We start from the raw sequence: 21,586 nt of genomic DNA on the forward strand, positions 1-21,586 counted from the left end.
CTCTGTCGTACCGATGCTGCACGATGAACAGTATGACGACAGCGACGCACGCGACCGTAGGCAACTTGCGCGAAGACGCCGAAAGGCTGCTGCGTGAGCTTGCCGGCCCCGATGCGGTGTTGCGCGAGGACCAGTGGACGGCAATAGAGGCGCTGGTCGTGCACCGTCGGCGGGCGTTGGTGGTCCAGCGGACCGGTTGGGGTAAGTCGGCTGTCTACTTCATCGCCGCGAAACTACTGCGCGCCCAGGGTCTGGGACCGACGGTCATCGTGTCGCCGCTGCTGGCGTTGATGCGAAACCAGGTCGCCTCTGCGCAGCGCGCCGGGGTGCGGGCGGCGACCATCAACTCGGGCAACATGACCGAGTGGGACGAGATCCATCAACAGGTGAACTCGGGTGAGCTCGACGTGCTGTTGGTCAGCCCGGAGCGCCTGAACAATCCCGACTTCCGCGACCAGGTGCTGCCGTCGTTGGCCGGTGACGCCGGCCTGGTCGTGGTCGACGAGGCCCACTGTGTCTCCGATTGGGGACATGATTTCCGGCCCGACTACCGGCGGATCCGAACCCTCATCGCCGAACTGCGCGACGGCATACCCGTGCTGGCCACCACCGCGACCGCGAACGACCGGGTGGTCGACGACGTCGCCGCCCAACTCGGGGTCGGCGGCGGAGACACCCTGGTCCTACGCGGCGGACTCGCACGAGACTCACTACGGATGTCGGTGGTGCGGATCGAGAACGCCACCGAGCGCGCAGCGTGGCTCGGCGATCACCTGAAGACCCTGCCGGGCTCCGGAATCATCTACACGCTGACGGTCTCGGCCGCCAAGGATCTCGCCGCGCTGCTCACCGACCAGGGCCACGTCGTGGCGTCGTACACCGGTCAGACCGACCCCACCGAACGCGAATCACTCGAAGCCGACCTACTCGCAAACCGGGTCAAGGCGCTCGTCGCGACCTCCGCACTCGGCATGGGGTTCGACAAACCCGACCTCGGCTTCGTCGTGCACATGGGGGCACCGTCCTCGCCGATCTCCTACTACCAGCAGGTCGGTCGCGCCGGCCGCGCCACCGAACGCGCCGACGTCGTACTACTCCCCGGCCACGAGGACCGGCAGATCTGGAGCTATTTCGCCTCCGTCGCATTCCCGCGGGAACATCTCGTGCGACAGGTCATCGAGGCACTCGATACCGACAAGGCTCAGTCGACCCAAGCTCTCGAGCCACTGGTCGAGCTCAATCGCAGCAGGCTCGAGATGGTGCTCAAGGTCCTGGACGTCGACGGGGCCGTCAGACGCGTCCGTGGCGGTTGGATGGCCACCGGTGAGTCGTGGACGTATGACGCGAGCCGCTACGAACGCCTCGAGCAAGCCAGGGACCGTGAGCAGCAGGCGATGCTCGACTACCAGAGCACCGATGGGTGCCGGATGGAATTTCTTCGTCGGCAGCTCGACGACCCCGATCTCGGCGCACCCGGCACCGAGTCCGACCGTTGCGGCCGATGCGACAACTGCACGGGCGAGCATCTCTCGTCCGCGGTCGATGCCACGTCGGTCGACTCTGCGAGGGCCCGGCTCGATCGCCCCGGACTCGATCTCCAGCCCAGAAAGCAGTGGCCCAGTGGGATGAAAAAGCTCGGTGTATCGCTCTCGGGCAAGATCGGCACCCCGCACCGACCGGGTCGCGTTCTCGGCCGCCTCACCGACCTCGGGTGGGGTGGACGCTTGCGAGCCCTGCTGGATGCACCCGACGCTCCCGTCACCGACGCGCTGGAGAAGGCCTGCATCTCAGTGCTGGCCAACTGGGACTGGGCCGACCGTCCGACCGCCGTGCTGGCCCTCGACTCCCCCACCCACCCGCTGCTGGTGCGCTCGGTAGCGGAGCGCCTGGCAACCGTCGGGAAGCTGGAGAACCTGGGAGTGATGCAGGTCAGACCGGGACATCCTCCAGTATCGGCCGCGAATTCGGCCTTCCGAGTTGCCGGCCTGGTGGACTCGTGGGACGTTCCGGACGTATCGTCCGTAGACGGGCCGATTCTGCTCGTCGATCTGCTCACCGACACCGGTTGGACGTTCACGTGTGCGACCGCTGCACTGCAGGCTGCGGGAGCGGATGCGATCCTCCCCTTCGCATTGGCAACGCCCAAGTAGGGCTCCGGCACAACGTGCGGGTTTGAAAACGCGCCAGCTGGGTACCGCCAGCCGATCCCGAAATATGTGAGCACCATCACAATCGGCGGTTAACCAGGCAAAGCATGTCCGATTCGGGCGTCGATTCTCCGACGCACTCGATATGCTCCCGCCTCCTTGTTACGGTCGTATTTCCTATGAAGCCTGCATTGCTGAGAGGTACCCCGCTCACTGCGCCGGACGCAGTGAAGTTTCGTAAGCCACAGATCTCCGACGGAGTCCGGCTCTGGGAGATCGCAAGAGATTCACGAGTTCTGGACCTGAACTCCAGTTACTCGTACGTGTTGTGGTGCCGAGATTTTGCGGCCACCACCGTCGTATCCGATATCGACGGCCGCGCAGTCGGTTTCGTCACCGGATACATCCGCCAGGACGCCCCTCGAACGCTGTTCGTGTGGCAGGTCGCCGTGGATGCGGACCAGCGCGGCAAGGGACTTGCCGGTCGCATGCTCATGGAGCTGCTCGACCGCCTCGAGCCACAGGGCATCACGCACCTCGAAACCACGATCAGCCCGGACAACGAAGCGTCCATCGCAACCTTCACCAGCCTCGCACGCAAGCGAGGTACCGACATCGTCAAGTCGGATTTGTTCGCGCCCAACGATTTCCCTGATAGCCACGAAGCAGAAGAGCTCTACACCGTAGGCCCGGACGCATCGCGGAATTACGAAAGGAACAAGCAGAACATGACCGAAAAGAACACAGTGACAACAGAGAAGCCCGACGTATTCGAGACCGTCGAGTCCGGCGTGCGTAGCTACAGTCGCCAGTGGCCCGCCGTGTTCACCACAGCGAAGAACTCGGTCATCACCGACGAGAACGGCAACGACTACCTCGATTTCTTCGGTGGCGCAGGCGCACTCAATTACGGCCACAACAACGACATGATCAAGAGCGCGTTGGTGGACTACATCACCAGCGATGGCATCACGCACGGACTCGACATGTCCACCGTCGCCAAGCGTGAGTTCCTCGAGTCGTTCAAGAAGAACATCCTCGACCCCCGCGGCTTGGACTACAAGGTTCAGTTCCCCGGTCCGACGGGCACCAACACCGTCGAGGCAGCGCTCAAGCTCGCTCGCAAGGTCACCGGGCGCGAGGCAATCATCAACTTCACCAACGCATTCCACGGCATGACACTCGGCGCGTTGTCGGTCACCGGCAACTCGATGAAGCGAGCTGGCGCCGGAATTCCATTGGTGCACACAACTCCGATGCCGTACGACAACTACTTCGGCGGCGTCACCGAGGACTTCCAGTGGTTCGAGCGCGTTCTCGACGACTCGGGCAGTGGATTCAACCGACCGGCCGCGGTGATCGTAGAGACCATTCAGGGCGAGGGCGGGATCAACGTCGCACGACCGGAGTGGTTGCGCGCGTTGGCCGAACTGTGCTCGCGACGCGAAATTCTGCTGATCGTCGACGACGTGCAGATGGGCTGCGGCCGCACCGGCCAGTTCTTCTCGTTCGAGGAAGCCGGCATCACCCCGGACATCGTCACCCTGTCGAAGTCCATCGGCGGCTACGGCATGCCGCTGGCGCTGACACTGTTCAAGCCCGAGCTGGACGTCTGGGCACCGGGTGAGCACAACGGCACCTTCCGCGGCTTCAACCCGTCGTTCGTCACGGCAAAGGCAGCCATCGACCACTACTGGTCCGACGACAAGTTCGAGAAGGAAACCCTCGCCAAGGGCGAGCACATCCAGGATCGGTTCATGAAGTTGTGCGCCAAGTTCGACGGCATCTCGACTCGCGGTCGCGGCATGGTCCAGGCTCTGGTGTTCGACGACGCGGAGTTGGCCGGCAAGGTGTCTCAGCTGTGCTACGACGAGCGTCTGCTCGTCGAGACCGCGGGCCCCAAGGACGAGGTCGTCAAGCTTCTTCCCCCGTTGACCACGACGATCGACGAGCTCGACCGCGGCCTGGACATCATCGAAAGTGCAGTGGCGAAAGTTCTGTCCTAGCAGCGTCCAGCACACACCAACATCGAAGGAGACATCGCATGATCGTTCGCACCACCGAAGAAATCACCGGAACCGACCGCGACATCTCGAGCGAGGACGGCAACTGGCGCAGCAAGAGAATCATTCTGGGCGGTGACAAGGTCGGCTTCTCGTTCCACGAGACCACCATCCAGCCCGGAACGGTGAACAACTTCCACTACGCGAACCACGTCGAAGCGGTGTGGCTCATCGAGGGTGAAGGAACGCTGACCGATCGCGAGACCGGACAGACGTACGAGCTCGGACCGGGGTCGATGTACCTGCTCAACGGGCACGAGCGTCACACCGTGGAGCCGCGCACGACAATGCGCATGCTGTGTGTGTTCAACCCGCCGGTCGTCGGCAACGAGACGCACGACGAAAACGGCGTGTACCCCCTCGTCGAGGTACCTGCGTAACGCATTTCGTCACAACACCGGGCCCGCACCGACGCATCGTCGGTGCGGGCCCGGTGTCGTCGTTGTCGGTCGATGCGTGACACGACTCTTCGCTATCCTGGACGAGGTGAAAGCTCCGACCGCGCCCGCGGAAACGTATCGGCAATTGCTCTCGATGCTGGACGGAAGAACTGTTGCAGTGCTCACCGGTGCCGGCATGTCGACCGACTCCGGAATTCCGGACTATCGGGGTCCGAAGTCACCACCGCGCAATCCGATGACTTTTCAGCAGTTCATCGGTGATGCCGAGTTCAGAAGGCACTACTGGGCGCGTAATCACGTGGGTTGGCGACACATGGACGCGGCAGTGCCCAACGACGGCCACCGAGCCCTGACCCGTCTCGAACGCGCAGGAGTCGTCACCGGCATCATCACCCAGAACGTCGATATGCTGCACACCAAGGCCGGCAGCCGCAACGTCATCGATCTCCACGGTGTCTACGCCCGCGTGCGCTGCCTGAACTGCGAGCGGTTGGTGTCGAGGTTCGAGTTGGCCAGACGCTTGGATCGAGCCAACCCCGGCTTCGTCGAATCCGTTGCTCCGGCCGAGGGCGTCGAGATCGCACCCGACGCCGACGCGATCATCTCGTCCACCGCGCATTTTCGGATGGTCGATTGCGAATCCTGTTCCGGCATACTCAAACCCGACATCGTCTATTTCGGCGAGAGTGTCCCCAAACCGCGCGTCGCCGAGGCCTTCGACCTCGTCGATCGCAGCGACGCGCTGCTGGTGCTGGGGTCCTCGCTGACCGTGATGTCGGGCCTGCGATTCGTCAGACACGCGTTCAAGACCGGCACGCCCGTTGTCATCGTCAATCGGGGTTCTACCCGTGGCGACGAATTCGCCTCTCTCACACTGCATACCGGCTGTTCGGAAACAGCGACAGCGCTGGCCGACGCGTCCGATCAGGCGCGGACGAGATCGTCCGCGTGAACCACCGGACGCTGTAGCTCCGCGGCCAACTCCCCCGTGGACCGCCCGAGCATTCCGGACAACTCCCCGGAGTCGTAGGCGACGACCCCACGGGCCACCAGTACACCGTCGGTATCGACGAGAGAGACGACGTCTCCGCCGTGAAAAGAACCGGACACGGCCGTGATCCCCGCAGACAACAACGACCTGCGCCGCTCGACGACTGCTCGCACGGCGCCGGCATCGAGGTGTAGCTCACCTGCCGCGTCGGCCGCATGCCGCACCCAGAACTTTCGTGCCGACAACCGCGTCGGGCGCGCCGCGAAGGCGGTGCCCACTGCGGACGTCGTCAGAGCGTGAGCAGCATCGGATGCCGCGGCCAGCAGCACCGGAACCCCGGCGTCGGCCGCCAGGCGCGCAGCAGAGAGTTTGGAGGCCATACCGCCGGTACCGAGCGCTCCCCCGGACCCGGCGACGACGCCGTCCAGATCCTCCGGGCTGGTCACCTCGGGGATCAACGTGGCCGAACCCTTACGCGGGTCACCGTCGTAGAGCCCGTCCACATCCGAGAGCAGGAACAGCGCGTCGGCACCGACGAGGTGTGCCACGAGTGCCGCCAACCGATCGTTGTCACCGAACCGAATCTCGGCGGTGGCCACGGTGTCGTTCTCGTTGACGATCGCTACTGCGCCGAGCGACCGTAGCCGATCCAAGGTGCGCTGGGCATTACGGTGATTGGTTCGCCGCGCGATGTCCTCGGCGGTCAGCAACACCTGCCCGACCGTGCGGCCGTACCGGTGGAACGACGAACTCCAGGCGTTGACCAGAGCAAGCTGCCCTACGCTCGCCGCAGCCTGCTTCGTTGCGAGGTCACGTGGGCGTCTGGTGAGGCCGAGTGGTGCCATGCCTGCACCGATCGCGCCCGACGAGACGACGACCACGTCGGTGCCGCTACGCATCCGCGACTCGATGGCGTCGGCCAACAGGTCCAGTCGAGCCAGATCGAGACCGGCATCGAGGCTGGTGAGCGCCGAGGATCCGATCTTGACCACGATGCGCTTGGCGTCGGCGATCGTACGACGGGTATCGGTGAGAGCCTCTGCGGGCGAATCGGATTCACGCACCGACACCTCGTCTACTCCTGTTCGGTATCGAGCCCGCGGCGAACCTGACGGGCGTGCTTGCGCTCGGAGGCACCGATGCGCTCGACCTGATCGAGTCGAGCATCGGTGCCGCGACCGGTCATCGTGATCTCGACACCGGCCGGGGTCTGCGGTTCCCAATCGAAGGACACGTCGCCGATGGTGACCGACGCGCCCGGCTGAGCGCCCGCCTTGATCAGTGCATCCTCGACGCCGAGCCGAGCGAGGCGGTCCGCGAGGTAGCCGACGGCCTCGTCATTGGTGAACTGCGTCTGGCGCACCCACCGTTCCGGACGGGTACCGCGCACGATGAAGCCGTCCGGGATGTCCGGATCCTTGACGACCTTGAAGCTGTCGTCGTTTCGTGCGACGGGACGCAGCACCTGACGCCGCGGCTCCGGTGCCGGGTGAGCTGTGCGGTAATCCTCGACGAGCTTCGCCAACGCGAACGTCAGAGGCTTGAGACCGGCGCGCGTCACTGCGGAGATGGTGAACACCGGCCAGCCGCGAGACTCGAATTCCGCGGTGACCATTTCGGCGAGCTCGGCACCCTCGGGAATGTCTGCCTTGTTCAGTACGACGATGCGGGGCCGGTCGGCGAGATCACCGAGGCTGGCATCACCGGACAGGGCCGGCTTGTAGGCCGCCAGCTCCGCTTCGAGAGCGTCGACGTCGGAGATCGGGTCACGGCCCGGATCCAGTGTCGCGCAATCGACTACGTGTGCAAGCACAGCGCATCGCTCGAGGTGACGCAGAAAGTCCAGTCCTAGACCGCGGCCCTGACTCGCGCCGGGGATCAGTCCGGGGACGTCGGCGACGGTGAACGTGGTGTCTCCACTGGAGACGACACCGAGGTTGGGCACCAGTGTGGTGAACGGGTAGTCGGCGATCTTCGGCTTCGCTGCGGAAAGAACCGAAACCAGCGAGGACTTACCGGCCGACGGGAATCCGACGAGGCCGACGTCGGCGACGGACTTGAGTTCGAGGACGAGTTCGCGTTCGATGCCCTCTTCGCCGAGCAGAGCGAAACCGGGCGCTCGACGAGCCTTGGACGCCAGTGCTGCGTTGCCGAGCCCGCCGCGCCCGCCGGGAGCGGCGTCGAAACGCGTTCCCTCACCGATCATGTCGGCGAGGACGTTGCCCTTCTTGTCGAGCACGACGGTGCCGTCGGGGACCTTGAGAATCAGGTCCTCTCCGTTGGCCCCTTCGCGGTTTCCGCCCATGCCCTGAGTTCCGTTGCCGGCCTTCGCATGACTGGAGAAGTGGAAGTCGAGCAATGTGTGGACGTTGCTGTCGACGACGAAGATGACTCCGCCACCCTGACCGCCGTTGCCGCCGTCCGGGCCGCCGAGAGGCTTGAACTTCTCGCGGTGAACCGAAGAGCAGCCGTTGCCACCTTTGCCGGCGCTGACGTGCAGCACCACGCGGTCGATGAATCGTGACATAGCTGTCTTCGATCCTTTCTGGAAGAAAAACGGGGTGAAAAAAGCGATAGGGGCGGACCGGTCTCGTGACCCTGGTCCGCCCCTATCGGGAGCTGTGAACGTGCGCGGTGGACGTCCGACCCGGGCAGTTGCCTGCCGTGCCGGTCATCGTGAGCGCGAGCTGCAGAAGGACTAGGCCTCTACAGTGACCGGAACGATGTTCACGGTCTTGCGTCCGCGCTTGGCACCGAATTCGACTGCGCCGGGAGCGAGTGCGAACAAGGTGTCGTCGCCGCCACGGCCGACGTTGACGCCGGGGTGGAAGTGCGTGCCGCGCTGGCGGACCAGGATCTCGCCTGCGCCGACGGTCTGGCCGCCGAAACGCTTGACGCCGAGGCGCTGTGCGTTCGAGTCGCGACCGTTACGGGAGCTTGATGCACCCTTCTTATGTGCCATGTTGCATACCCTCCTCGGGGTGAATCAGCTGAAAAGAACTCGGGTCCGGTAAGACCTGGTTACTTGATGCCGGTGACCTTGAGGACAGTCAGCTTCTGCCTGTGTCCCTGACGCTTGTGGTATCCGGTCTTGTTCTTGAACTTGTGGATGCGGATCTTCGGGCCCTTGGTGTGCTCGACGATCTCACTGGCGACCGAGATCTTTGCCAGCTTGTCTGCATCTGTGGTCAGGTCGGATCCGTCTACGACGAGGACCGGAGCAAGCGAGACAGCAGTGCCGGGCGCTCCCTCGATCTTCTCGACCTTGACGAGGTCACCAACAGCGACCTTGTACTGCTTTCCGCCGGTCTTGACGATCGCGTACGTTGCCATCGGAGGGCTACCCCTTGCTTCTTCGAACTTGCTCGCGTTGCGCATGGCACCGCGACTGGTCTGGTAAAACGTGTTTGCTTGCTCCCATTCGGCCGATCCGGACCGAACTGCATCCGAACCACTCGAGAACTGTTTCCACTTGCAGGACCGCTAGGCACAACAAGACAGTGTCACCGGGAGCGACTTATCAAGGTTACGGCAGAGAGACGGCCAGGGTCAAACCGCCTCGACCCCTACACATCGATGTCCACCGGCGGGCCTGCCGGACGTGCCGCTGCCCGTCTCCTGCGCGGACGTGCGGTCGGCACGTCCACCTGCTCGACAGGCTGCTCCGCCGCCGCTGTCAGCGGCGCTGAATCGGCCACCGTGTCACCGCTACCCGAACCTGCGTCGGCACCATCGTCGGCGTCTGCCGTGGCCGAAACCACCATCAGCAAACCGGCATCCGGCGCAGCACTGGTCGGCGCGGCGGCCTTCCGAGCCACCCGTCGGCCCCGTCGTGGGGTGGCCACCACCGGCTCCGGCTGGGCGGGGGTGTCGTCGGAGGACTGCGTCGCCCCGGTATCCGCGGAACCGCCGTCGCCGACGGATTCTGCAGCCGGCACCGGCTCGTGAGCCTGCGCGCTGTCCACGGTTGCTTGCGCGACGTCCGCGTCCTCGTTCGCCGCTGCCGCGACAGCCACGTCCTCCGCCGAGACCACGGTGACCGACTCGTCCTTGTCGCCGGCGGTGCCGGACGGTGCCTGCGAGACCTCTGCGGGGCTGACATCGGCGACCACGTCGTCGTGGTGCGCTGCCATCGCCAGGGCCACGGGGTGTGCCCGCTTGATCGACGGGTCGACCACCGGGTGGTCGGTCCCGTCCGTCGTGCCCGACTGTCCGTTCGGCGTCGACCGCTCGGTGTTGTCGGACCGATCGTTTCCATCGGACTTGGCGTCCTTGCCGCGTCGACGCCTGCTGCCGTTGCCCGAACCGTTCGAGTCCGAACGTGACGAGCTCGGGCGTCCACCGTCGGAGTCCGGCTTGGCGTCGATCGGGAACGGATGCACGATGATTCCGCGACCCTGGCAGTGCTCGCACGTGGTGGAGAAGGCCTCGACCAACCCCGTGCCGAGCTTCTTGCGCGTCATCTGCACCAGACCGAGCGAGGTCACCTCCGACACCTGATGACGGGTCCGATCACGGCCCAACGCCTCGGTCAGGCGGCGTAGCACCAGATCGCGGTTCGATTCCAGCACCATGTCGATGAAGTCGACGACGATCATGCCGCCGATGTCGCGCAGACGCATCTGCCGAACGACTTCCTCGGCCGCCTCGATGTTGTTGCGGGTGACGGTCTCTTCCAGGTTGCCGCCGGAGCCGGTGAACTTTCCGGTGTTGACGTCGACGACCGTCATCGCCTCGGTGCGATCGATCACCAGCGTGCCGCCCGAGGGCAACCACACCTTGCGATCGAGGGCCTTGGCCAGCTGTTCGTCGATGCGGTGAGCTGCGAACACGTCCACGGAGCTGCCGTTGGCCTCGTAGCGCTGCAGGCGCTCCATCATGTCCGGAGCCACGGTCTCCACGTAGTTCGACGTGGTCGTCCACGCCTTGTCACCCTCGATGACGAGCTTCGAGAAGTCCTCGTTGAAGAGGTCGCGAATGACCTTCACCAGCATGTCGGGCTCTTCGTACAGCGTCTGCGGCTGCACGCCCTTGCCCGTTTCTGCGTCCGCGGACCGCTCTTCGATGCTGGCCCACTGGGCCTGCAGCCGCGTCACGTCACGCGCGAGTTCTTCCTCGCTGACGCCCTCGGCTGCGGTCCTGATGATGACGCCGGCCTCGGGGGGAACGATGTCGCGCAGAATTTCCTTGAGTCGCTTGCGCTCGGTGTCGGGCAGCTTGCGGCTGATGCCGGTGGAACTGCCACCGGGAACGTAGACGAGGAAGCGTCCGGCCAACGACAGCTGCGTCGTCAAGCGAGCGCCCTTGTGGCCCACCGGGTCCTTGCTGACCTGCACCAGAACCTGATCGCCCGGCTTGAGGGCCTGCTCGATCTTGCGCGCGCTTCCGCCGAGACCGGCAGCGTCCCAATTGACCTCGCCTGCGTACAGCACACCGTTACGACCACGTCCGATGTCGATGAACGCTGCTTCCATACTGGGCAGGACGTTCTGCACGCGGCCGAGATAGACGTTGCCGACCATCGAGGCGGTGGCGCTACTGGTCACGAAGTGCTCCACCAGAACGCCGTCTTCGAGCACGGCGACCTGCGTGGTCAACGGATGGTCCGGGGTGGCCTTCTCGCGAACGACCATCACGCGGTCCACCGACTCGCGACGAGCGAGGAATTCCGATTCGGTCAGAATCGGCGGACGACGTCGCCCGGCATCGCGGCCGTCACGGCGACGCTGCCGCTTGGCCTCGAGCCGAGTCGAACCGGAGATGCCCTGCACCTCGTCGCGCGGTGCGCGGCTCTTGTTGCGCGGCTCGCGTTCGTGCACGACGGTGTTGGGCGGGTCGTCCTCGGACGACGCAGCTGCTTCTGCCGCGGCCTCGGCTCCGGTCTTACGACGGCGGCGACGCCGACGACGACGGCTCGAGCCGTCTCCGTCCGAATCGCCGTTGTCGGAATCACCGTTGTCGGAGTCGCCGAAGTTGTCCTGAGCGCCGGACTCGGACTCGTCGTCACTGTCCTCACCCTGCTTGTCCGACCCGTCGGTGGTGGCGTCGGTCGTGGCGTTCTGTCGATCGGACCCGCGGCCGCGTGACCGCGAGCGACGCGAACGCCGTCCCGAACTCGAGGGCTGGTCGTCGCCGGAGGTCTCGTCGGCATCGGAATCGTCGGACTCGTCCACTCCGGTGGACTCGCCGTCTGACGAAGAGGCAGACGTGCTGCTGTCCGTCTCGGAGTCGGTGTCGTCCGAATCCTCGTCGGTCGAGTTGTCGTCGGACGAGTTGTCGTCGGACGACTGCTCTCCGCGTCCCCGCCCACGACCGCGGCGACCGCGGCGACGGCGACGGGGCTGAGACTGGTCGTCGTCGTCTCCCGAGCCGTCCGCTGCCGAGGAAGCCCCGGACTCGTCGGACGACGCATCCGATGCACCGGACTCGGACACGGGAGCACCGGACACAGCGGTGTCCTGCGCGGCGGTGTCGGAGGTGACCGTCGAGACGTTCTCCGCGACGGGCGACTCGCCGGTGGCGGGCTCGTCCGTGGCCTTGTCGGACGCAGCGTTGTTGTCGGACGGTGCCTCGTCCTTGGGTGCGGCCTTGCGGCTACGTCGACGCCGTGCGGGGGCCTCGGACGGCGCATCCGCCGATTCTGCTGCGGGCTCTGCCGCTGCCGGCTGCAAGAACACCGGCGTCGCGAAGGTCGTGGCCGTGGGTTGGGCCGCCTCGGGCTCGGCCGTGGGCGCGCTGGTGAACAGCGTTGCCTCGGCAGCGGGGACCTCTACCGAGGGAGCCGTCTCGGCCGGGACCTCGACCGATGCGGGCTCGGGCTGCTGGTCTGTCGACGCATCCGGTGCCGGCGACTCCGCTGCGGAGGCATCGGGGGCGGGTGCGGTCGGCCCGTTCACCGAATCGCGCACCGACTCGGCAACGTCTCGGCTCAGACTCGACTGCGCGCTGCGGGCTTCGATGCCTAGCTCACCGAGAGTGACGAGCAACTGCTTGCTGGTCACACCCAGAATCTTCGCCAGTGCATGCACACGCAGCCTGGTCGGCAATTCGATGGTGTCGGGTTGCACGGAAACCGCGTCGGATTTCGCGGACGACACCGCGTCGGTGTCCTCCGGATTTCCTGCGTTCGTGCTCTGTACATCTTCGGGCGGGCTTTGATCGGCCACGTAGTCTCCTCGGGCCCCCGGGCGCGTTCATCCGAAATCGGGTGTGACGCGGCCACGCGAGGGCAATCCTTGTGTACTCACGTCGGGTTGGACGTCAGCTGTTCGGTCTCGCTCTCCACAAATCGTGTGAGCCACCTCGTGAATCTCGGTGGCCGACGACGGCGTGTGCAGTGCCTGGCTGGATGGTGGTGTCTCGGCGATCCGAGCGCCTGATCATCAAGCATGAACGCGAACGAGCCTGTCTCTCGTTCGCGACTCTGCGATGACGGGCAGCGGGTCGACGACAGTCATCCGATCGATCCCACGAGCACTTTTTCTCTAGCGAACTTCGGTGGAGCTGAACAGAGGTGGAGCGTGTGAACGTACAAGTGCTGTGGGGTCGATCTCCGTCGAGTATCCCACACGCGATGATCCGTACGAGCCACGCCGCACCGATCGGACTTCGAGCGGGTGCGGCGTGACTGCGGAAGTGCTCTGCGACGGGCTTCTAGGAGGCGGTCAGGTCGGGGAACCACAGGGCGATCTCGCGCTCTGCGGATTCCACCGAATCGGATCCGTGTACCAGGTTCTGCTGACCGTCGAGGGCCAGGTCACCTCGGATGGTGCCGGGAACTGCTTTGGCAACCGGATCCGTGCCGCCGGCGATCTGACGGAAGGCTTCGATGGCACGGGGGCCTTCGAGAACCGCGGCCACCACGGGCCCGGAGGTGATGAACTCGAGAAGGTCGGGGAAGAACGGCTTGCTCTCGTGCTCCGCGTAGTGAGCCGAGGCCACGTCGCGAGAGACGGTCTTGAGCTCGAGGGCGACGATGCTCAGACCCTTCTTCTCCACGCGGCCGAGGATCTCTCCTACGTAACGCCGGGCAACTCCGTCTGGCTTGATCAGTACTAGGGTGCGATCGGTCACGTCGACGACAGTAATGGACACCGGCACCCGGTCGCGCGGCGCATGGCCCCAACCGACCGGTCCGGTGTCAGTCGCGTTGCCCGGGCAGCATGCCGCGTCGAATGCGTTCGGTGATGTCCCGGCGCAGATAGAGCAGATACAGCCACACGGCAAGGAAGATCAGACCCACGGCACCGATGGACAGATGGAACACGGCCCCGGCCATCACGAAGAACTGCAACGCGAGGTTGAGCTTCATCGCCCAGGGTTCGCCCTGTTTCCCCGCGGCCAGAATCATCACCACGGCGAGCGCCACGATATAGGTGGTCGAGAACCACGTTGCGCCGCCGCCGAGAGTCGCCACGACCGGAAGAGCGAGCAGAGTCACGATCGCTTCCAGTACCAGTGTGCCCGCCGACACACCGCGAAATCCCTTCCACGGGTCGTTTGTCGGTGGTCGAAACTCTGCTTCGCTCACGCGGGATCCTTTCCGAACAACGTGCGCGCTGCACCCACGGTCACCACCGAGCCGGTGACGACGACCCCGGCACCGGACACGGCTTCGCCGGGCTCGGCCACTTCTTCGGCCAACCCGATCGCCGTTTCGAGCGCATCGGGCAGCGTCGACGCCACCACGACCCGCTCGTCGCCGAACTTGGCCACGGCTATGTCGGCCAACGCGTCGACATCCATCGCTCGACCGGACCCGTTGTGGGTGACGACGATGTCGTCGAACACCGGTTCCAATGCTTCGAGGATCGCGCCGACATCCTTGTCCGCCATGACACTGACGACTCCGACGAGTTTGCGGAAGTCGAATTCGTCGGTCAGGGCGGCCGCCAGTGCAGCGGCCCCGTGCGGGTTGTGCGCGGCATCGAGAAACACCGTGGGCGCGTTGCGTACTCGCTCGAGACGACCGGGATTGACCACGGTCGCAAAGGCTTCGCGCACGGTGTCCTGGTCGAGTTGACGGTCCGGGCCCGCCCCGAAGAATGCCTCGACTGCTGCGAGAGCGAGAGAGGCGTTGTGCGCCTGGTGCTCTCCGTGCAACGGCAGGAAGATGTCGGTGTAGACACCGCCCAGCCCCTGCAACTCCAGCTGTTGTCCGCCCACGGCTATCTGCCGACCGAGAACGGTGAACTCCGATCCGGCCCGTGCCACGGCAGCGTCTGCCTGCACCGCCGCACGAAGCAGGACCTCGGACACCTCGGGTTCCTGCTTGGCGAGGATGGCCACCGTGTCCCGTGGCACGAGTAGTTCCGGTGCCTTCTTGATGATGCCGGCCTTCTCCCCCGCGATCGTGGACAGATCGTCCCCGAGGAATTCGACGTGGTCGAGACCGATCGGGGTGATGACGGCGATCTCACCGTCGACCACGTTGGTGGCATCCCAGCGGCCGCCCAGCCCGGTTTCGATGACGGCGACCTCGACGGGTGCCTCGGCGAAGGCCGCGAATGCCATGGCGGTGACGACCTCGAACTTGCTCATCCGCGGTCCACCGGCGGCCTCGGACTGTGCATCGATCATCTCGACGAACGGTGCGATCTCGTTGTAGGTGTCCACGTAGGTGCGCGGGGACACCGGACGGCCGTCGATACTGATCCGCTCGGTAGCCATCTGCAGATGGGGGCTGGTGGTGCGGCCGGTACGCCGATGGAAAGCGGTCAGCAACGCATCGATCATGCGGGTGACGGACGTCTTGCCGTTGGTTCCGGCCACGTGGATCGACGGATACGCCTTCTGCGGAGAACCGAGCAGGTCCATCAGCGCCGAGATTCGGGCGGTAGACGGCTCGATCTTCGTTTCGGGCCAACGCTTGTCGAGCTCGGCCTCGACGAGTGCGAGCTCGGCCAGGTCGACCGGGGTCGGTGGTGGTGACGGCAGGGCGTCGTCCGGCTCGGTCACTTAGTTCCCATCGATTCGAGGCGCGCGCCGATGCGCGCGATCTCTTCGCGAGCGATCGTCTGACGAGTTCTGATCTTGTCCACCACCGCATCCGGGGCTTTGGCCAGAAATGCCTCGTTGCCCAGTTTGCCGGTCGTCTGGGCCAACTCCTTCTCCGCAGCGGCGAGATCCTTCACCAGTCGCGCGCGTTCGGCGACCAGATCGACCGTGCCCGAGGTGTCGAGCTCGACGACGACGGTGGCCTTGCTCGTACGCACCTCCACCGATGCCGTCGCCGCGAAGTCCGCACCCGGCTCGGTCAACCGGGCCAGCGAGGTCACTGCCGAGATCTGGCCCTCCAGGTCGGCGTCGCCCACTCCCACGATGCGAGCGGCGACCTTCTGCGAGGGCTTGAGCCCCTGATCGCTGCGGAACCGACGAATTTCGGTGATGAGGCGCTGCATGTCCTCGATGCGTTGCGCGGCAACAGGATCGACCGGATCGGCGGCAGGGGTCGGCCACGTGGCGACCACCAGGGACTCGCCCCCTGTCAGCACCTTCCACAGGGTCTCGGTCACGAACGGGACGACCGGGTGCAGCAGGCGTAGCACCGCGTCGAGCACGTTGCCCAGGACTCCACGGGTGGATTCGGCGATGCTCTCGTCGGCGAACTGCACCTTCGCAATTTCGAGGTACCAGTCGCAGACCTCGTCCCACGTGAAGTGGTAGAGCGCCTCGCACGCCTTGCTGAACTCGTAGCGATCGAATGCTGAATCCACCTCTGCTCGAACCTGATCGAGTCGGTCGAGGATCCAACGGTCGGCGTCGGTGAGTGCGGCGCGCGACGGCAGCTCGGCCGGCGCTGCGCCGTTCATCAGGGCGAACTTGGTGGCGTTGAACAGTTTGTTGGCGAAGTTGCGCGAGGATTGCGCATGATCCTCGCCGACGGACATGTCGGCACCCGGGTTGGCACCGCGGGCCAGCGTGAACCGCAGTGCATCCGCACCGAAGCGGTCGACCCAGTCGAGCGGATCGATACCGTTGCCCCGAGACTTGGACATCTTCTTACCGAACTGATCGCGAATCAGTCCGTGCAGGAAGACATCTCGGAACGGAACCTGTGGGCCCTGCTTTCCTGCGGTGATGGCGTCGTCGGCTCCGACGTAGGTGCCGAACATCATCATCCGGGCGACCCAGAAGAACAGAATGTCGTAGCCGGTGACGAGTACGCCGGTCGGATAGAACTTCTCCAGTTCGGGAGTGGCCTCCGGCCAGCCCATCGTCGAGAAGGGCCACAGGCCGGAAGAGAACCAGGTGTCGAGGACGTCGGGGTCCTGCTCCCACCCCTCGGGTGGGGTCTCCCCCGGTCCCAGGCACACCGTCTCGCCGTCGGGGCCGTACCAGATCGGAATTCGGTGGCCCCACCACAGCTGACGCGAGATGCACCAATCGTGCATGTTGTCGACCCAGGCGAACCAGCGCGGCTCTTGACTCTTGGGATGAATGACGGTGTCGCCGTTACGAACTGCGTCACCAGCCGCCTTGGCCAGGGTGTCGACCTTGACCCACCACTGCAGCGACAGACGCGGCTCGATCGGCTCACCGCTGCGCTCGGAGTGTCCGACGCTGTGCAGGTACGGGCGCTTCTCGGCGACCACTCGGCCTTGCTCGGCCAGGGCCTCACGGACCTTGACACGCGCCTCGAATCGGTCCATCCCGTCGAACTGCGTTCCGGTATCGGCGATGCGGCCGGCCTTGTCCATGATCGACGGCATCGGCAGTGAGTGCCGAACGCCCATCTCGAAGTCGTTGGGGTCGTGCGCCGGAGTGATTTTCACTGCGCCGGTACCGAATTCGGGATCGACGTAGTCGTCGGCGATGATCGGTATTCGTCGTCCGGTGAACGGATGCTCGAGGGTGGTGCCCACCAGAGCCCGGTAGCGCTCGTCGTCGGGGTGCACCGCCACAGCAGTGTCGCCGAGCATCGTCTCCACTCGAGTGGTGGCGACGATGACGTGCGGTTCGGAGTCGTCCAGCGACCCGTATCGAAGCGAGACGAGTTCGCCCTCGACGTCCTCGAACTTCACCTCGATGTCGGAGATTGCCGTCTGCAACACCGGCGACCAGTTGACCAGCCGCTCGGCGCGGTAGATCAGACCGTCGTCGAACATGCGCTTGAACATGGTCTGCACGGCCTCGGACAGGCCGTCGTCCATGGTGAATCGCTCACGGCTCCAGTCGACACCGTCGCCGATACGACGCATCTGGCCGCCGATCGTGCCGCCCGACTCGCGCTTCCAGTCCCACACCTTGTCGATGAACAGTTCGCGACCGAACTCTTCCTTGGTCTTTCCGTCGGCGGCGAGCTGCTTCTCCACCACCGACTGCGTGGCGATGCCCGCGTGGTCCATTCCCGGGAGCCACAGCACCTCGTACCCGAGCATGCGCTTGCGCCGACTCAGCGCGTCCATCAACGTGTGGTCGAGGGCGTGGCCCATATGCAGGCTGCCCGTGACGTTGGGCGGCGGCAGCACGATGGAGTACGGCGGCTTGTCGCTGGTGGCATCGGCCTCGAAATAACCGGCATCCACCCAACCCCGGTACAGCTCGGCCTCTACCTCGCTGGGGTCCCAGCTCTTGGGCAAACGGTCGGCTGGGTTGTCTGGGGTCTCTGGCGCTGAACTGGTCACCGGTCGATTCTAGTGGCCCAGTATTCGCGGCATCGACGCGCGCTCGCCCAGGACATGCCCCGCCAGAAATGCCAGTACCACCTCGTACCAGACCTTGGCGTGTTGAGGCGTCAGAATCCAGTGGTTCTCGCCGGGGAAGTACAGGAATCGGTGCTCGGTCTGACCGTCGTCGTCGGCGGGCAGTCCCGATTCGCTGAGCAGTTCGTACCACAACCGTAGGCCCTCGCCGATCGGCACGCGATAGTCCTTGTCACCGTGGATGACCAGCATCGGCGTCGAGATGTCCGCGACGAACAGGTGCGGAGAGTTCTCCACCGCCATCTCGGGGGACATCTCCCGCGCCCAGTACCACGGGGCGTCGGTCGTCGGTCCGAACTGATCGAGTGCCCACAGACTGGCGTGGGTGACGATGGCGTCGAATCGGTCGGTGTGCCCGGCGATCCAGTTGGCCATGTACCCGCCGAACGAGCCACCCATTGCGGCGGTGCGCGTGTCGTCGATATCGGTTCGGGCAACCGCCACATCGGTCAACGCCATCAGATCGGTGAACGGGGCACTGCCCCACGCGCCCCAACCACGCTGCACGAAATTCTGGCCGTAGCCCGTGGACAACGCCGGATCCGGGAGCAGCACCGCGTACCCTCGCGCCACCATCAGCCATGGATTCCACCGCCAGGACCACGTGTTCCACGAACCCAGTGGGCCGCCGTGCACCCACAGCAGCAGCGGCGCGGGCGAATCGTCCGACACACCGTGCGGCAACGCCAGCCATCCTCGGACTCGACTGCCGTCCTCGACGGCGGTCTCGATCTCGGTCAACGTGCCGGGCAGCGGGCCGTTGTCGATTCCGGCGTCGAGGTCGACCACGGTGCCGTCGGACAGGTCGATCGAGACCGGGTGCGGGGCGGCCAGATACGAGGCGGCCACAGCGACTACGCGCTTTCCGTCCGACGACACATGGATGTGGGTGTACGCGTCGTCGGTATGCGTCAGACGACGCGGCTCCGCACCCGCCTCGATCACGAAGATCGGCGACCGGCCGTCGTCGTCCGCGGTGACCAACACGCCGGACCCGTCCGGCAGCCAGACCGGACCGATCGGCCATCGATCCCAGCCCGGAGCGAGATCGGTGACGGAGTCCGTACCGAACTCGTACTGCTGCAACGTCATTCGTGGCGCTTGTTCGGGAGTCGAGATCGATTCACGGACGAACGCGACGGCACGGCCGTCGGGCGAGATGGCCGGTGCACCCAGATCGGCATCCGCGTCGTCGACGATCGTGGTCCGTTCTCCGGTCCCGGTGTCGATGCGCACCAGTATCGTGCGGACGGTTGCCAGCGGGCCGGGCACCGACCACGTGGAGACGAGGAAAGTGCCGTCGGCGCTGATGTCGAAGGCCGCTTCCTGCAGAGCGCCTGCCGCGTCACGCGTCAGATCACGCAGTGGTGCCGACTCGAGGTCGGTTTCCGTCTCGCCTGCGAACAGATGCGGGGTTGCGGGACCGAGATCGTGATCCCAGAAACGCACCGGCACACCGGTGTGCAGAATTGCATCCACCTTGTTCGTCTTGCGCTCGGTACGCAGGCCGTCGTCGTCCTCGTCTGTCGTGGACGAGCCGAACACCGGCGAGAAGCCGGCGAACCGATCGACGGACCGAGCCGCTCGCACGTCACCGATTCCCGCCGACCGGGTCTCGACCACGTGGGCCTCCCCGCCGGCGGCGGGCAGTATCCACAACTGTGCCGGATCATCCTCGCTGGAGCGGCGCGAGAACATCAGATTCCCGGACGCGGTGAACACCGGCGCGCTCTCGCCCAGCTCGCCGTGGGTGATTCGCCGCGCCGGAGACCGTCCGTCCACGTCGATCTCCCACAGCGACGTTCGGTACTCGGTGCGCGAATCACTCAGAGCAGCAACGACAACGACCGCACGAGAACCACTGCGATCCACCGCCAACCCCGTGACACGTCGGGCCGCGATGTACTCGTCGATGTTGTCGTAGACACTCATGCGAACGACAGTAGTGGCAACAGATCGTTCCGCGTCGGCTGTGTCCGGTTCAGTCCTCGCCGAGATCCTCACGCAACTGAGCGAGCGTGCGCGCCAGAATGCGCGACACGTGCATCTGCGAAATTCCGACCTTTTCGGCGATCTGCGTCTGAGTCATGGACCCGAAGAACCGGAGCACCACGATGCGACGCTCGCGCTCGGGCAGCTTCTCCAGTGCGGGCCGCACAGCGAGGTAGCTTTCCATCTTCTCGAGTTCCGGGTCGTCGGCACCGAGCGTGTCCATCAGCGGGAGGCGATCCTCGCTCACCACCGAATCGACCGACACGGTCTGATACGCGCTGCGGGCAAGCAGTGCCTGCGATGCTTCCTTGACGTCGATCCCGAGCTCAGCGGCGATTTCGCTCGCGGTCGGGGCGCGACCGAGCTTCTGCGACAACGATCCCACCGCCTGCGAGATCATCGAGTTCAGCTCTTTCATGCGTCGCGGTACCCGTACCGACCAGCCGGCGTCGCGGAAGTAGCGACGTGCTTCGCCCATGATGGTGGGGACGGCGAACGAGACGAAATCCGACCCACGCTCGATGTCGAACCGGTCGACTGCATTGACCAGACCCAGCCTGGACACCTGCAAGAGGTCCTCGTGCGCTTCACCGCGCCCACCGAATCGGCGCGCGATGTGTTCGGCAAGAGGAAGGCAGCGCGTGATGATGCGGTCACGCAGCACGGAACGCTGCGGTGAATTCTCGTCCAGCGCCTGCATCTGCTGGATCAGCGCGACCACGTCGCTGTAATCGTCGGACTCTCGCCGTGTGCTTCGTTCCTGCGGCACCGGCACTAGACCTTGCTCCTCCGCTTGACCACGTCGATCGCGACGGTGCGGCCGGCAACGTCGTCGATCGCGTCGTCGGCGCGGAGTTCGATGGAGTCTGCGAGAGTTTGCAATACGTGCCAACCGAAGCTGTCCTGCTTCGGGACCGACGTCGGAGTCAGCGTGGACGTCACGACGATTCGGATCCCGGCATCGTTGACGGAGAACCTGCACGAGAGTTCCGCGTCGGCGACCGAACCTTTGATGAGCTGGGAGCACACCTCGTCTACGACGAGTTTCACGTCGGCGATGTCGTCGAGAGTGAAGTCACTGAGCACCACGAGAGTCTCCGCGACGGCCCGCACAACCGGCAATTGGTCGGCTTCGGCGCGCACCCTCAGCTCGACCGGTGCACCGGAATCTCGCTCCAGTTCTTCGATCTTGCTGACCCCAGCCATCCGCACTTCCCATCGTCGCCAAGCAGTTCGTTTCTCGTGTGCCGAGCAAGACTACCCAGCGAGGAAGCTTTCAACCCTCGCA

General features: G+C 65.1%; 16 protein-coding genes and 1 pseudogene. 5 read left to right on the forward strand and 12 right to left on the reverse strand.

Annotated elements, in window-relative coordinates; all coding sequences use genetic code 11:
• Positions 1 to 32 precede the first annotated feature (32 nt).
• From J2X62_RS12565 to J2X62_RS12585, 5 genes and pseudogenes are all read left to right on the forward strand, one after another.
• Positions 33 to 2,150, forward strand: a complete 2,118-nt coding sequence (locus J2X62_RS12565) for an ATP-dependent DNA helicase RecQ (protein WP_048318602.1) — start codon at positions 33 to 35, stop codon at positions 2,148 to 2,150.
• A 176-nt stretch (positions 2,151 to 2,326) separates the two neighbouring features.
• Positions 2,327 to 2,827 (forward strand): annotated as a pseudogene (gene ectA, locus J2X62_RS12570) (diaminobutyrate acetyltransferase); the annotation flags it as partial.
• A 48-nt stretch (positions 2,828 to 2,875) separates the two neighbouring features.
• A complete protein-coding gene (ectB, locus tag J2X62_RS12575; RefSeq protein ID WP_045841368.1) occupies positions 2,876 to 4,153 on the forward strand; it encodes a diaminobutyrate--2-oxoglutarate transaminase in 1,278 nt (425 codons plus the stop codon).
• Between the two features lie 38 nt (positions 4,154 to 4,191).
• Positions 4,192 to 4,590 (forward strand): ectoine synthase, encoded by a 399-nt coding sequence (locus tag J2X62_RS12580; RefSeq protein ID WP_027497550.1) that lies wholly within the window; start codon positions 4,192 to 4,194, stop codon positions 4,588 to 4,590.
• Positions 4,591 to 4,744: 154 nt separating this feature from the next.
• A complete protein-coding gene (locus J2X62_RS12585; RefSeq protein WP_032368456.1) occupies positions 4,745 to 5,563 on the forward strand; it encodes a Sir2 family NAD-dependent protein deacetylase in 819 nt (272 codons plus the stop codon).
• Here J2X62_RS12585 and proB read toward each other — a convergent pair.
• The 12 genes from proB to J2X62_RS12645 all read right to left on the reverse strand — a co-directional run bounded on the left by proB (position 5,536) and on the right by J2X62_RS12645 (position 21,504).
• On the reverse strand, positions 5,536 to 6,615 hold the full coding sequence (proB, locus tag J2X62_RS12590) for a glutamate 5-kinase (protein ID WP_370878787.1): 1,080 nt from the start codon (positions 6,613 to 6,615) through the stop codon (positions 5,536 to 5,538). The two genes, J2X62_RS12585 and proB, sit on opposite strands and share 28 nt — an antisense overlap.
• A gap of 62 nt (positions 6,616 to 6,677) precedes the next feature.
• Positions 6,678 to 8,129, reverse strand: a complete 1,452-nt coding sequence (obgE, locus tag J2X62_RS12595) for a GTPase ObgE (RefSeq protein WP_032368196.1) — start codon at positions 8,127 to 8,129, stop codon at positions 6,678 to 6,680.
• Positions 8,130 to 8,300: 171 nt separating this feature from the next.
• Positions 8,301 to 8,564, reverse strand: a complete 264-nt coding sequence (rpmA, locus tag J2X62_RS12600; RefSeq protein ID WP_027497554.1) for a 50S ribosomal protein L27 — start codon at positions 8,562 to 8,564, stop codon at positions 8,301 to 8,303.
• 59 nt (positions 8,565 to 8,623) lie between these two features.
• Positions 8,624 to 8,935, reverse strand: coding sequence for a 50S ribosomal protein L21 (gene rplU / locus J2X62_RS12605; RefSeq protein ID WP_027497555.1), 312 nt, complete (start codon positions 8,933 to 8,935; stop codon positions 8,624 to 8,626).
• Positions 8,936 to 9,168: 233 nt separating this feature from the next.
• Positions 9,169 to 12,768 carry a translation initiation factor IF-2 N-terminal domain-containing protein gene (locus J2X62_RS12610; protein ID WP_310180955.1) on the reverse strand — a complete coding sequence of 1,200 codons (3,600 nt, stop codon included), beginning with the start codon at positions 12,766 to 12,768 and terminating at the stop codon, positions 9,169 to 9,171.
• 487 nt (positions 12,769 to 13,255) lie between these two features.
• Positions 13,256 to 13,675, reverse strand: a complete 420-nt coding sequence (ndk, locus tag J2X62_RS12615; protein WP_027497557.1) for a nucleoside-diphosphate kinase — start codon at positions 13,673 to 13,675, stop codon at positions 13,256 to 13,258.
• 67 nt (positions 13,676 to 13,742) lie between these two features.
• On the reverse strand, positions 13,743 to 14,132 hold the full coding sequence (locus tag J2X62_RS12620; protein WP_032374440.1) for a DUF4233 domain-containing protein: 390 nt from the start codon (positions 14,130 to 14,132) through the stop codon (positions 13,743 to 13,745).
• Entirely contained in the window at positions 14,129 to 15,559 is a 1,431-nt protein-coding gene (locus J2X62_RS12625; protein ID WP_052053192.1) for a folylpolyglutamate synthase/dihydrofolate synthase family protein, read from the reverse strand. Before J2X62_RS12625 ends, J2X62_RS12620 begins: the two co-directional genes overlap by 4 nt.
• Positions 15,556 to 18,228 (reverse strand): valine--tRNA ligase, encoded by a 2,673-nt coding sequence (locus tag J2X62_RS12630; protein WP_310180962.1) that lies wholly within the window; start codon positions 18,226 to 18,228, stop codon positions 15,556 to 15,558. Before J2X62_RS12630 ends, J2X62_RS12625 begins: the two co-directional genes overlap by 4 nt.
• Before the next feature lie 9 nt (positions 18,229 to 18,237).
• Positions 18,238 to 20,238: an alpha/beta fold hydrolase gene (locus tag J2X62_RS12635; protein WP_310180963.1), complete on the reverse strand. Its 2,001-nt coding sequence runs from the start codon at positions 20,236 to 20,238 to the stop codon at positions 18,238 to 18,240.
• 49 nt (positions 20,239 to 20,287) lie between these two features.
• Positions 20,288 to 21,073, reverse strand: a complete 786-nt coding sequence (locus J2X62_RS12640; RefSeq protein ID WP_032368200.1) for a SigB/SigF/SigG family RNA polymerase sigma factor — start codon at positions 21,071 to 21,073, stop codon at positions 20,288 to 20,290.
• Positions 21,073 to 21,504, reverse strand: coding sequence for an anti-sigma factor (locus tag J2X62_RS12645; RefSeq protein ID WP_027497563.1), 432 nt, complete (start codon positions 21,502 to 21,504; stop codon positions 21,073 to 21,075). The genes J2X62_RS12640 and J2X62_RS12645 overlap by 1 nt, the downstream gene beginning before the upstream one ends.
• Positions 21,505 to 21,586: the final 82 nt, after the last annotated feature.

The organism is Rhodococcus sp. 3258, from assembly GCF_031456475.1.
Classification (GTDB): Bacteria; Actinomycetota; Actinomycetes; order Mycobacteriales; family Mycobacteriaceae; genus Rhodococcoides; species Rhodococcoides fascians.